Source organism: Pseudomonas sp. WC2 (assembly GCF_050586545.1).
Taxonomy (GTDB): domain Bacteria; phylum Pseudomonadota; class Gammaproteobacteria; order Pseudomonadales; family Pseudomonadaceae; genus Aquipseudomonas.
The window spans coordinates 45,382-58,252 of record NZ_JBOBDR010000007.1; the positions used below are offsets into that span (position 1 = coordinate 45,382).

The following is a 12,871-nucleotide window of genomic DNA, read 5'->3' on the forward strand; positions in this document are numbered from 1 at the left end:
CTCAGGTCCTCAAAGAAGCGGATCATCGAGGAAAGCAACGCCAGACGCGCTTTCCATGGGGAGAAAGCGCGGCATTTTACATGAACCTGAGGCTTTGGCTTCAGCCGGCGACGGCCTGTTTGCGATCGCGCCAGGCCATGATCAGCCAGACGGCGGTGACGCCGGCGAATTTCGACAGCAACGCGGTGATGATCACCGGTGGCGTCAGCAGGTCGATCATGCCAAAGAAGATGAAGGTATCGAGGGGAATGCTCAGCGCCGAACTGATCCACAAGCGGTCGCGCAGTGGCCGCTTGGTGACGCTGAACACCAGCCAATCGATGATTTCCGACACCGCGAACGCCGTGGCGCTGGCCAGCGCGATGGAGGGGTCGGAAGTGACGTAAGACAACACCAACGCCGCCAACATCGCTACGAGTGCGCCGTGGCCGAAGCGGGTTTGCACCATGTCGCGCAGCACGAACACCAAACCGCCCCAGGCCGACCAGATGATGTCCAGGTGCGGCGCGGTGGAGAAGGCGAAGTTGATCAGCACGACGCTGCTGATGTAGGCGATGAGGAAAATCATGGAGGCGACCTGTCAGATTGGCGCACAGGTTACTTGAGCGATGGTATCGCGCCAATAGTTGCAGTGACAGTAACGACCTCTTCGCGAGCAGGCTCGCTCCGACCTTTGAAATGCATTCCAATGTGGGAGCGAGCCTGCTCGCGAAAGCGGTGGTTCAGGCGCCTGGTTTCCCAGGGATCATCCACACCAACCCACTCGCCTTCGCCCGTTCATGACACAAGCCCAACACCACGCGACGCTCGTCATTGCTCATGCGGCTCCAACGGGTGATTTCTGCCACCGTACGCTGGCACCCGGTGCAAATATCATCGTCATCCAGCGCACAAATATTCACGCACGGCGAGGCAACGGGTCGTTCGGCGGTCGTCATTCTTCTTGCTCAACCAGATCACGCGCATAACGCTGTGAGTTATGCACATAGTGCGAGGCGCTGGCTTCGAGCATCTTCTTCTGCGGCTCGGTCAGCTCGCGCACGACCTTGCCCGGCGAGCCCATCACCAGCGAACCATCAGGAATCTCTTTGCCTTCGCCAATCAGCGAGTTGGCGCCGATGATGCAATTCTTGCCAATTTTCGCGCCATTGAGAATGACGGCGTTGATGCCGATCAGACTGTAATCGCCGACGGTGCAGCCATGCAGCATGGCGTTGTGGCCGATGGTTACGCCGGTGCCGATGGTCAGCGGAAAGCCCATGTCGGTGTGCATGACGGTGCCGTCCTGCACGTTGCTGTTCTTGCCGATCAGGATCAGTTCGTTGTCGCCACGCAGCACGGCGTTGAACCAGACGTTGGCGCCCTCTTCGAGTTTGACCTTGCCTACCAGCACGGCATTAGGTGCGACCCAGCTCTGTGGATGGGTTTCGACACGGGCGTCGCCCAAGCGGTATTTCATCTTGTTTTCCTCAGGGCTCACGGTATGGCCATTCGAACGATGGCTCAGGTGTTGATAAAGCTTTTCGGCGGTTGGTGCAGGCTGATCTTGGCGTCATAGAGCAGATTGATCAACTCGACGATCATGATCGCCGTCAGGCCCCAGATCTTGTATTCACCAAATCGATAACTCGGCACGTACCAGCTGCGACCCTGGTAGTCGATACGATGGGTGTGTTCGCGGGGGTCTTTACGGAAGAATTCAAGCGGTACGCTGAACACCGCGGCGATCTCGGCATCATTGGGCTGATACTCGACGAAATCAGGAATCACAGCGACATAGGGCGTGACCTTGATGCCATGCAGGGAGATCAGCGGGCTGAGCGGGCCGATCACTTCGACCAGTCCGGGCGGCAGACCGATCTCCTCTTCCGCTTCGCGCAGGGCGGTGAAAATCAGATCCGGGTCTTCCGGATCACGGCGCCCACCGGGGAAAGCGACTTCGCCGCCGTGGGTCGAGAGCCCGCTGGCGCGCAGGGTCAGTACCAGTTCCGGCTCGTCACTGCGGGTGATCGGCACCAGAACGGCGGCCTCGGGGAAACGTTTGTCGGTCTCCAGCGTGCGCGGTGTGTGGTTGCTTACCCGATGCAGTAGCTCGTCCAGCATGAGTGTTCTCGATCAGTGCCTTACCCTGCATCATGCACCAATCATTGCAGGCGCCCAAGCCCCGAAACTCGCCATGTCGCGAAACGACAACTTGCCGACCGGCACCGCTGCACGCCAAGATAGGCGCAGCATTCAGGAAGCCCAGCATGAAATTTTGCAGCCACTGCGGTAACCCGGTCACCCAGCGCATTCCCGAAGGCGATTCGCGGCTGCGATTTGTCTGCGACAGCTGTCAGACCATTCACTATCAGAACCCCAATATCGTCGCCGGCTGCGTGCCGACCTGGGGCACCAAAGTGCTGTTGTGTCGTCGCGCCATCGAACCGCGCCTCGGTTACTGGACGTTGCCTGCCGGATTCATGGAGAACGGCGAGACCATCGAGCAGGCCGCCGTGCGCGAAACCGCCGAAGAAGCCTGCGCCCGCGTGCGCAACCTGAGCATCTATACGCTGATCGATGTGCCGCACATCAGTCAGGTGCACGTGTTCTTCCGTGCCGAACTGGTGGATCTGGACTTTGCCGCCGGCCCCGAGAGCCTCGAAGTGCAACTATTCGACGAAGCCGACATCCCGTGGGACGAGCTGGCTTTCCGCACGGTGGGGCGTACCTTAGAATGCTTCTTCGCTGATCGGCGTATCGAGGCGTATCCGGTTCGTACGGAATCGATTCCGCCGCTGGTGCAGCCGGTCATTGTTGGTTAGAAGATCAAAAGATCGCAGCCTGCGGCAGCTCCTACACAACACTTATCTGCTTCATTCTTGGGGAATCGTTTCAATGCGCTGGTTGCTTGCCCTGTTCTGCCTGTCGTTCGTTACCGTCTCCCAAGCGTCATTCGTGACCACCGTGACGCCGTCGAATACCCCGCTCATCGAGAAAGTCCTGGTGCTTAAATCCGAACATCGACTGCAGTTGATCGCCGACGGCAAGCCACTCAAGACCTATCGCATCTCGTTGGGCAAGGGCGCGAAAAAAGGTCCGAAACTGATTGAAGGCGACAAACGCACGCCGGAAGGTTTCTATTGGATCGACTGGCGCAAGACCAGCGACAAATTCAACCTGTCGATGCACATCTCCTACCCGAACATCACCGACTCGGCCCGCGCCCGTCGCGAAGGCGTCGAACCTGGCGGGATGATCATGATCCACGGTACGCCGGATTCCGAAGACAACCCGGAGATCCTGCTCCACACCCTGGACTGGACCGACGGCTGCATCGCCATGCGTAACGTCGACATGCGCGAAGTGTGGAACATGGTGCCAGACGGCACGATGATCGAGATTCGCCCTTAATCAGCGACCGCTGGTCACCCGCAAAAAAAATAAATCAGAAGATCGCAGCCTGCGGCAGCTCCTACAGAGGTGATACCACTTCAACCTGTAGGAGCTGCCGCAGGCTGCGATCTTTTGCTTTTCGATACCCGCCTGTAATACCACTTCAGACCACCCCCGCTCAAAGCCCCGATATACGCGGGCTACAGACGATTTCACTGCGTTGACATGGTATTCAAGTGGTATTAGCTTTCGCCCGACAACCGACTTAAAACAATCCTACATCGGTGCCGGAAACGACTGACATGAATGACCTCCAGGCCTTACGCCCTGACGACACTCAACCGACACCGTTGTACCTGCAATTGGCGCGCAACCTTGAAGCCGCCATTCATGCCGGCCAGTGGAAGTCCGAGCAGGCGATGCCTTCGGAGCGCAACCTCAGCGAACTGCTGGGCATCTCCCGAGTGACCGCGCGCAAGGCGCTGGAAGTCCTCCTCGATCAAGGCCTGATCCGCCGCCTGCAAGGTTCCGGCACCTTTATCACCCCGCGCTTGGAACAACCGTTGTCACGCCTGTCGGGCTTCAGCGAAATGCTTCGCCTCAAAGGCTTCGTGCCCAGCTCACAGTGGCTGGAACGCGAAATCACCCTGCCAACCCACGAAGAATTGATCCGCCTCGGCCTGTCGCCGAACGACAAGGTCGCGCGCATGAAACGTCTGCGCAAAGCCGATGACACGGTGATGGCCATCGAGATGAGCACCCTGCCCGCCTCGATCATGCCCAAACCACAGCAGGTCGGCGATTCGCTCTACGAATACCTCGACGGCATCGGCAAACCGATCGTCCGCGCCTTGCAGCACATTCAGGCGATCAACGCCTCGGACGAGTTTGCCGCGCTGGTCGGCATTGCCCCCGGCACCGCCATGTTGCTGATGACCCGGGTTGGCTATCTGGAAGACAACACGCCGATCGAAGTCACCGACACCTATTGCCGCAACGATTACTACGACTTTGTTGCAGAGCTTCGCCGCTGATCAGCAGCTGAGCCAAACGAGAGAAGCGAAATGTCCGAAGACAACATCCTCACCGCTGACGGCTGGATTCGCGGCCGGCTGATCCACGCACACGGCAAAGTCGTGTCGATCGAAGGCGTGCCCTGCGACCCGGCCGACAATGACCTGCCGTATCTGCTCCCGGGTTTCATCGACCTGCACGTGCATGGCGGTGGCGGCAAAGACATCATGGAAGGCGCCAGCGCCTTCGAGACCATCACCAGAACCCACGTGCGGTTCGGCACCACTTCGCTGCTGGCCACCACCATGACCGCGCCGAGCGCGGAGATCTCCAGCGTCTTGAAGGAAGTAGGAGAGTTCTGCGAACAGCGTCCGAAAGGTGCCGCGCGAGTGCTCGGCGTACACCTCGAAGGCCCGTACATCAATCCCGGCAAACTCGGCGCACAACCGAATTTCGCCCACACCGCGCTGATGGCCGAAGTCGAAGACTATCTGGCGCTGGCGCCGATCCGCGTTATTACGATTGCCCCAGAGATTGCCGGTCACGATGCGTTGATTCGTGAACTGAGCAGCCGTGGTGTACGCATGCAAATCGGCCACACCCTCGGCAGCTACGAAGAAGGCGTCGCCGCACTGGAGGCTGGCGCGACCAGTTTCACCCACCTCTACAACGCCATGAGCCCGTTGCATCACCGCGAGCCGGGCATCGTCGGCGCGGCACTGGCTCACGCCAAATTCGCCGAGCTGATCCCCGATTTGCTGCACGTGCATCCCGGCGCCATCCGCGTGGCTCTGCGCTCGATCCCCTGCCTGTATTGCGTCACCGATTCGACCGCCGCCGCCGGCATGCCCGACGGTGAGTACAAGCTCGGCAGCCACACCGTGACCAAATGCCTGGGCGGCGTGCGCCTGCCCGACGGCACCTTGGCCGGCAGCACGCTGACCATGGATCAGGCCCTGCGCAACCTGGTGAAAATCGGTTTGCCGATCGCCGAGGCCTCGCAGCGTCTGTCGCAATTTCCCGCCGATTACCTCGGCATCACCGAACGCGGGCGCCTGCAACCGGGTGCCTGGGCCGACTGCGTGCGGCTGGATCGCTCACTCACACTGACCGCCGTCATGGTCGAAGGAGAAGACATTGACTTCAAAAATGCTTGAGGAGGCGCTGTCCTCGTTCGAGGCCGTGCAAGCCCAACTGCAACAGCTCGACCCGCAAATGATCGAGATCGCCGGGCGCCTGCGCCGTCAGCCGCCGCAAGTGGCGATGACCGTTGCACGCGGCAGTTCCGACCACGCGGCGAGCTACTTCGCCTACCTGACCATGCAGCAATTGGGTGTGCCCGTGGCGTCGTTGCCGATGTCGGTGGTGACCATGCAGCAGGCGCCGCTGAAGGTCAGCGGTCAGGTCGCGTTCGCCTTTTCGCAATCGGGGCAGAGTCCGGATCTGGTGAATAGCCTGCGTCTGCTGCGCAAGCGTGGCGCGCTGAGCGTGTCGATGGTCAACGCCGCCGATTCGCCGCTGGAAGCCGCATGTGAATTCAGCGTGCCACTGCTCGCCGGGACTGAAAGCAGCGTCGCCGCGACCAAAAGTTTTATCGCCACCCTCAGCGCCAGTGCTCGTCTGATCGCGCACTGGAAAGAGGACAGCGAATTGCTCGAGGCCGGTAACGCCCTGCCTGAAGGCCTGCGCGAAGCCGCCAAACAGGACTGGAGCGCGGCCATCGAAGCGCTACGCGATTGCGAACGTCTGATGGTAATCGGTCGCGGCGCCGGTTTTGCCATCGCCCAGGAAGCGGCTTTGAAATTCAAGGAAACCTCGGCGATTCAGGCCGAAGCGTTCAGCAGCGCCGAAGTCCGTCACGGCCCGATGGCGCTGATCGACGAACACTATCCGCTGCTGGTTTTCGCCCCACGCGGCGCCGAGCAGGCTGGCCTGCTGAGTCTGGCGGCGGAAATGCGTCAACGCGGCGCCCGTGTATTGCTGGCCGCGCCGGACGATGTCAGCGAACGCGACCTGACCCTGACCCGCGCCGAACACCCGGCCCTCGATCCGATTCTGGCGATCCAGAGTTTCTACGTGATGGCTGCAGGCCTGGCCGTGGCCCGTGGCATGGACCCGGATCAGCCGCGTCACCTGAGCAAAGTAACCCGTACGCACTAAGCCCGAATGACTGCAGACCTGATGAGACCGAGCCATGCACAACAACAATAATGAGCTGACCCTCAGCGCCCCGCTCAGCGGCCCGGTGCTCACGCTCGCCAAAGTCCCGGACGCGGTGTTCGCCAGCGGCGCGATGGGCGACGGCATCGCCATCGACCCGATCAACGACACACTGTATTCGCCGTGCGCCGGGGTGATCATTCACGTCGCGCGTACCGGCCACGCACTCACCGTACGTGCCGACAACGGCGCGGAAATCCTTCTGCACCTGGGCCTCGACACCGTGGAGTTGAACGGTGAAGGTTTCTCGATGCTGGTCAAGGAAGGTGGCCGCGTAACTCAGGGCCAGCCGTTGTTACGCTATGACCTGGACAAGGTCGGCCAGCAATGCAAAAGCCTCGTCAGCCTGTTGATCCTGACCAACAGTCAGGATTTCCAGGTACGCCCGATCACGCTTAAAGCGGTGAAAGTCGGCGAACCGTTGCTGCACATTGTGGCGCGCAATGATTCGGCAGCGAGCGCTGAAGTCGTCGGCGGGCCGGAGGTTCAGGGTCATGTGTTGGTGGCTCATCGCGGCGGTTTGCATGCGCGCCCGGCAGCGCTGGTTCGGCAGACGGCGCAAGGTTTCAAAAGCCAGTCGCAACTGCACTTCGCCGGTAAATCAGCGCCGTGCAACAGCCTGATTGGTTTGATGGGCCTGGCGATTGGCGAGCAGGACGAAGTGCAGGTCAGTTGTCAGGGGCCGGATGCTGAAGCGGCGCTGCAAGCGTTGCTCACGGCATTGGCCACGGCGCTGCCGGATGAGCATCACGCGGCGGCACCGGTCAGTGTTGCCCCTCTTAAGCGCCCGGCCGAGGCTGGCGTGTTGCACGGGGTTTGCGCTGCGCCGGGATTCGTCGGTGGGCAGCTGTTTCGCTTGAACGCGATCAGCTTGCCGGTGGACACGGGCAATCACGATCCGCGGCAACAACAGCAAGTGCTTGAAGCTGCACTGCAACAGGTCAGCAGCGAAATCAACGGCACCCTCGCCCAAGCGAAAAAACACAAGAACGCCGACGAAGAAGCGATCTTCGCCGCGCACTTGGCGTTGCTTGAAGACCCGGCGCTGCTCGACGCGGCACAGCAATCCATCGAACGAGGCACTGCGGCGACTCACGCCTGGAGCCAGTCGATCGACGTGCAATGCGAAGTGCTGCAACACACCGGCAGCGCACTCTTGGCCGAACGCGCCAATGATCTGCGCGACCTCAAACAACGGGTGTTGCGCGCGTTGCTCGGTGAGGCGTGGAATTACGACGTGCCTGCCGGCGCCATCGTCGCCGCGCATGAATTGACGCCGTCGGATCTGCTGCAACTCAGCGCTCAAGGTGTCGCCGGGTTGTGCATGGCCGAGGGTGGCGCGACGTCGCACGTGGCGATTCTCGCTCGCGGGAAGGGTCTGCCGTGCATGGTTGCACTGGGTTCGGCGCTGCTGGATCAACCGCAAGGGCAATCGGTGGTGCTCGATGCCGACGGAGGTCGCCTCGAACTGACGCCCAACGCTGATCGTCTGGCTGAAGTTCAGCAGGCGCAAATCGATCGCCAACAACGTCGCGAAGCTCAACAAGCCAAAGCGCACTTGCCGGCCGAAACCCGCAATGGTGTGCACATCGAAGTCGTCGCCAATGTCGCCTCCAGCGCTGAAGCGGCGGACGCCTTTGCCAATGGCGCCGATGGTGTAGGCCTGTTGCGCACCGAGTTTTTGTTCGTTGATCGGCAGACTGCTCCGGACGTCGAGGAACAGCGCAGCGCCTATCAAGCCGTGATCGATGCGATGGGCGACAAGTCGGTGATCATCCGCACCATCGATGTCGGCGGCGACAAGCAACTCGACTACCTGCCGCTGCCCATCGAGGCCAATCCGGTGCTCGGTCTGCGTGGCATTCGTCTGGCTCAGGCGCGTCCGGAAATCCTTGATCAGCAACTGCGCGCGCTGCTGCAAGTCAGCCCGTTGCGCCGCTGCCGGATCCTGTTGCCGATGGTCACCGAAGTGGATGAACTGCTGCACATCCGCCAGCGCGTCGATGCCTTGTGCATCGAGCTGGGCATGAGCCAACGCCCGGAAATCGGCGTGATGATCGAAGTCCCGGCCGCCGCGCTGCAAGCCGAACAACTCGCCGAACACGCCGACTTCCTCTCGATCGGCACCAACGATTTGTCGCAATACACTTTGGCGATGGATCGCGATCACGCTGGGTTAGCCGCCCGCGTCGACGCCCTGCACCCGGCGCTGCTGCGCCTGATCGCCATGACCTGCGAGGGCGCGGCGGTGCACAAGCGCTGGGTCGGCGTCTGCGGCGCCCTCGCCTCCGATCCGCTGGCCACGCCAGTGTTGATCGGGCTCGGTGTCAGCGAACTCTCCGTCAGCCCGGTGCAGATCGGCGAGATAAAGGATCGCGTGCGCCAGGTGCACGAAGCCGAATGCCAGCGCCTCAGTCGCGACCTGCTCAAGCTGAGCAGCGCCGCCGCCGTGCGCCACGCCTGTCATCAACATTGGCCTCTGCGCTAACAAAAACAACAAGGACAAACGCCATGTATCAACTCTTCATCGAAGGCCTGCAACGCCTCGGCCGCGCACTGATGCTGCCAATCGCGATCCTGCCGATTGCCGGACTGCTGCTGCGGCTGGGTGACACTGACCTGCTGAACATCGCGATCATCCACGATGCCGGCCAGGTGATCTTCGCCAACCTCGCGATGATCTTCGCCATCGGCATCGCCGTCGGTTTCGCCAAGGACAACAACGGCACCGCCGGCCTCGCCGGGGTGATCGGTTATCTGGTGATGATCTCGACGCTGAAGGTGCTCGACTCGACCATCAACATGGGCATGCTCGCCGGTATCGTCAGCGGCCTGATGGCCGGCGCGCTGTACAACCGCTTCAAGGACATCAAGCTGCCGGAGTATCTGGCGTTCTTTGGCGGGCGGCGTTTTGTGCCGATTGTCACCGGGTTCGCGGCGGTCGGCCTCGGCGTGGTGTTCGGCTACATCTGGCCGCAGATCCAGCACGGCATCAACGCTTTCGGCGCGCTGATGATGGAAAGCGGCAGTATCGGCGCGTTCGTGTTTGGCGTGTTCAACCGCCTGCTGATCGTCACCGGCCTGCACCACATCCTCAACAACATGGCGTGGTTTGTGTTCGGCAACTTCACCGATCCAACCACCGGGGCATTGGTGACCGGCGACCTGTCGCGCTACTTCGCCGGCGATCCGAAGGGCGGCCAGTTCATGACCGGCATGTTCCCGATGATGATCTTCGGCCTGCCGGCGGCGTGTCTGGCGATGTACCGCAACGCCCTGCCGGAACGCCGCAAAGTCATGGGCGGGATTTTCCTGTCGATGGCACTGACTTCGTTTTTGACCGGGGTGACTGAGCCGATTGAATTCGCCTTTATGTTCCTGGCACCGCTGCTGTATCTGCTGCATGCGCTGCTGACCGGGTTGTCGATGGCAATCACCAATGCCTTGAACATCCATTTGGGCTTCACTTTCTCCGGCGGATTCATCGACATGATTCTCGGCTGGGGCCGCTCGACCAATGGTTGGCTGGTGATTCCGGTCGGCCTTGCCTATGCGGTCATTTACTACTTCGTCTTCGACTTCTGCATTCGTCGCTTCAATCTGAAAACGCCGGGGCGTGAGGATGTGGCTACTGCTGAGAAAGCCGTGCTCACTGAAAACGAGCGCGCCAGTGCTTACATCAAGGCATTGGGTGGTGCTGAAAATCTGCTAACGGTTGGCGCGTGCACCACGCGGCTGCGACTGGAGATGGTTGATCGCAATAAAGTGTCGGATGCGGATCTGAAAGCGCTGGGTGCGATGGCGGTGGTGCGTCCCGGCAAGGGCGGCAGTTTGCAGGTTGTGGTCGGGCCGATGGCGGACAGTATTGCCGATGAGATTCGCCTGGCGATGCCTGCTCTCGGACGTGCAGTTTTGGTTGAGACGGCTGTTGTTGATGAGCCGAAAGTTGTAGCCGTTGCGGGTTCCGAGGCGCAGCAATGGCTGAATGCGTTGGGCGGTGGCGACAATGTGCTGCAACTGGATTGCATTGCGATGACGCGGATTCGCCTGCAATTGGCGGATGGCAAGGCGTTGTCTGAGGCGCAATTGAAAGAGCTGGGTTGTCACGGTGTCAGCCAGTTGGATGGCGGGGTCTGGCATTTGCTGGTGGGGGATAAGGCGGCGAGTTTGAGTGGAGCGCTGGAAAGTCTGGTGAATCGTAGCGAAGTTAGCGCCAAAGTCTGACCCCACACATCACCCATGTAGGAGCTGCCGCAGGCTGCGATATTTAGATTTTGCTTTTTACAATCATAAGCAAGATCAAAAGATCGCAGCTTCGTTTCACTCGACAGCTCCTACAGGGAAGCTATCTATCCGAAGAATCAGGTCGGCCATCAGGCCGCCATCGCTGGCAAGCCAGGCTCCCACTGGTTCTTCACTGATCTCAAAATCGTGCACGACTTTGTGGGAGCCAGCCTGCTGGCGATGAACGATGACGCGGTCGTCAGGTTTGTGGATCGACTCGATCCAGCGCGCGGTTTACTGCGAGTTCGGCGAGCATGATGATTTGCTGGATGGCCAGTGCCGTGCTGCGTTGCAAGCCGCCTAGCTCGGTTGCGAAGTTGCTGGCCATGGCGTTTGCTGAGGCCAACGATTCACAGGCGTGGGCGAGCAGGCTTTCGGTGTCGACGCTGGGGTGGACGAGGAACATCGTGCTCGGTTGACGCGGCTTTTGTGGTTCGGGGCTGAGGTAGAAATCGAGGGCGCGCTTGATGGCTTCGCGGTTTTTGGCGAGGTCTTCGGCGTGGATGGCGGCTTCGAGTGGGGTGGTGGTTTCGGGGGTGGATCTGGTATTAGCTTGTCCAAAGTTCAACTCCTGCTACTGCAAGTGGGGATGCCATCGTTCGCCGGATCTCACGCGGCGAAGAGGTGGCAGCTATGTGCAGGGTGAGATCCACCGGAGCAGGCAACCGGCCAGACCGAAGTCTGCCCGCACACAGCCGCCATAAAACAGGCAGCAGATTGAGCTGGCGCCAATTATCGTGGTGTTGGCGCTAGTTGCAAGCATTCCGGGGATCTCACGCCCGGTCGCTGAATTGGCAGCGACAGGCGAAGACTAGAGAGCGCGCGTCCGACGGACAACCTGAAAACCTTGTGGGAAGGTTCTGGCTATTCGACACATCATTAAACAGCCAAAAGCAAACCCTCACCCTAGCCCTCACCCAGAGGGAGAGGGGACTGACCAAGGTGTTCGGGCGAGATACACCGACGTGAAAGACCGAGCCGAACTCAGGTTTTGAAAAGCCCATAAATCCGTCACTCTCCCTCCCCTAGCCGAACTCAGTTTCGCCCCCCACAAATCGGCCCGCTCTCTCCGAATCAAACTCAGGCTTGAATAGCACACAAATCGGCGCCCTCTCCCTCGGGAGAGGGCTGGGCGGGGGGCCGCGTTCCGATGAGGGGCGAATCCAGCACAAAACCCAAGTCGATCACACACCACTCGAACAGGATGAGCGTTAGCTCGGCTGCTGCTCTTGATCTTGATCCACAGGCCCCGTCGGCAGGCTGAGTGGAGGGATTTATCCGGGGGTGGGAGCGCAGCGACCGTTTGGCGTAGCCAAATGCATCGAGAGGAGGTGCAGCGAAGCAAACCGTAGGCGATGCGCCCGGATGGATCCCGGAGCGAAGGAACCCCGAGCTTTAGCGAGTGGGCCGAACGTTGGGGCAAGCGTTTTTTGCTTACTTTTTTAGGCGTTTGTAAAAAAGTGAGTCGCCGTAAGGGCGAAACCGCCAGCCGCAGCAACCGAAGAAACGGATACTCACTCAGCCAGACAGAGCATGGTCGCCTGTCAGGGCGCCATCGCGAGCAGGCTCACTCCTACAGAAAAGCAAATCGGGGGCAACAAAAAACCCGCAGACAATCACTCATCTGCGGGTTTCCCATTTCAGCAGCAAGAAAGGTCAGAAATCTTCGAGCCGCCACACTTCATAAGCCGGCGTCTCGTACGGATGACTGAGCTTCAAAGCCGCCACAACAGCAACGATCAACTCATCCGCCACCACAAGCTCAACCTTCCATTCCTCAACCTGCTCAACCTGCCCCGCCTCACCAATGAACGGCTGACTCCCGTCCAAAGGTCGAAACTGGCCCAGACCGAGCACCTGCCAGGCACAGTGGTCATAGTCACCGATCCGCCCACCACCGGCGGCGAACACGGCCCCTTTGACCACCTCGACATGACTGTCAGGAACAAAAAAAGCGAGCTTGTACACAGACCTTAGT

12 protein-coding genes and 1 pseudogene are annotated in these 12,871 nt (G+C 60.4%); 7 read left to right on the forward strand and 6 right to left on the reverse strand.

Features of this window, described 5'->3' with window-relative positions; all coding sequences use genetic code 11:
* Positions 1–100: 100 nt before the first annotated feature.
* The 4 genes from ACQ4OE_RS10345 to ACQ4OE_RS10360 form a co-directional block, all read right to left on the reverse strand.
* Complete coding sequence (locus ACQ4OE_RS10345) at positions 101–568, reverse strand: VUT family protein (RefSeq protein WP_122595013.1); 468 nt, start codon at positions 566–568, stop codon at positions 101–103.
* A gap of 154 nt (positions 569–722) precedes the next feature.
* Positions 723–938, reverse strand: a complete 216-nt coding sequence (locus tag ACQ4OE_RS10350) for a DUF1289 domain-containing protein (RefSeq protein WP_122595014.1) — start codon at positions 936–938, stop codon at positions 723–725.
* Positions 935–1,459 (reverse strand): gamma carbonic anhydrase family protein, encoded by a 525-nt coding sequence (locus ACQ4OE_RS10355; protein WP_430946585.1) that lies wholly within the window; start codon positions 1,457–1,459, stop codon positions 935–937. The genes ACQ4OE_RS10350 and ACQ4OE_RS10355 overlap by 4 nt, the downstream gene beginning before the upstream one ends.
* A gap of 44 nt (positions 1,460–1,503) precedes the next feature.
* Positions 1,504–2,103, reverse strand: a complete 600-nt coding sequence (locus tag ACQ4OE_RS10360) for a CoA pyrophosphatase (RefSeq protein ID WP_430946586.1) — start codon at positions 2,101–2,103, stop codon at positions 1,504–1,506.
* A 146-nt stretch (positions 2,104–2,249) separates the two neighbouring features.
* Between ACQ4OE_RS10360 and ACQ4OE_RS10365 the strand changes: the two genes are divergently transcribed.
* From ACQ4OE_RS10365 to nagE, 7 genes are all read left to right on the forward strand, one after another.
* Positions 2,250–2,804 (forward strand): NUDIX hydrolase, encoded by a 555-nt coding sequence (locus ACQ4OE_RS10365; RefSeq protein ID WP_430946587.1) that lies wholly within the window; start codon positions 2,250–2,252, stop codon positions 2,802–2,804.
* A gap of 73 nt (positions 2,805–2,877) precedes the next feature.
* Entirely contained in the window at positions 2,878–3,393 is a 516-nt protein-coding gene (locus tag ACQ4OE_RS10370; RefSeq protein ID WP_430946588.1) for a L,D-transpeptidase family protein, read from the forward strand.
* A 284-nt stretch (positions 3,394–3,677) separates the two neighbouring features.
* Complete coding sequence (locus ACQ4OE_RS10375) at positions 3,678–4,409, forward strand: GntR family transcriptional regulator (protein ID WP_339450008.1); 732 nt, start codon at positions 3,678–3,680, stop codon at positions 4,407–4,409.
* A gap of 30 nt (positions 4,410–4,439) precedes the next feature.
* Entirely contained in the window at positions 4,440–5,546 is a 1,107-nt protein-coding gene (gene nagA, locus ACQ4OE_RS10380) for an N-acetylglucosamine-6-phosphate deacetylase (RefSeq protein ID WP_122595021.1), read from the forward strand.
* Positions 5,527–6,549 (forward strand): SIS domain-containing protein, encoded by a 1,023-nt coding sequence (locus ACQ4OE_RS10385; protein ID WP_122595022.1) that lies wholly within the window; start codon positions 5,527–5,529, stop codon positions 6,547–6,549. The genes nagA and ACQ4OE_RS10385 overlap by 20 nt, the downstream gene beginning before the upstream one ends.
* A gap of 34 nt (positions 6,550–6,583) precedes the next feature.
* The gene (gene ptsP, locus ACQ4OE_RS10390; protein WP_430946589.1) at positions 6,584–9,097 is read left to right on the forward strand and encodes a phosphoenolpyruvate--protein phosphotransferase; all 2,514 of its coding nucleotides are present in this window, start codon (positions 6,584–6,586) and stop codon (positions 9,095–9,097) included.
* 23 nt (positions 9,098–9,120) lie between these two features.
* The gene (nagE, locus tag ACQ4OE_RS10395; RefSeq protein ID WP_430946590.1) at positions 9,121–10,833 is read left to right on the forward strand and encodes an N-acetylglucosamine-specific PTS transporter subunit IIBC; all 1,713 of its coding nucleotides are present in this window, start codon (positions 9,121–9,123) and stop codon (positions 10,831–10,833) included.
* Between the two features lie 259 nt (positions 10,834–11,092).
* Here the strand turns inward: nagE and ACQ4OE_RS10400 are convergent.
* Positions 11,093–11,454: pseudogene (locus tag ACQ4OE_RS10400) on the reverse strand (DUF6124 family protein).
* A gap of 1,095 nt (positions 11,455–12,549) precedes the next feature.
* Positions 12,550–12,861 carry a YqfO family protein gene (locus ACQ4OE_RS10405; protein WP_150617221.1) on the reverse strand — a complete coding sequence of 104 codons (312 nt, stop codon included), beginning with the start codon at positions 12,859–12,861 and terminating at the stop codon, positions 12,550–12,552.
* Between the last annotated feature and the right edge of the window lie 10 nt (positions 12,862–12,871).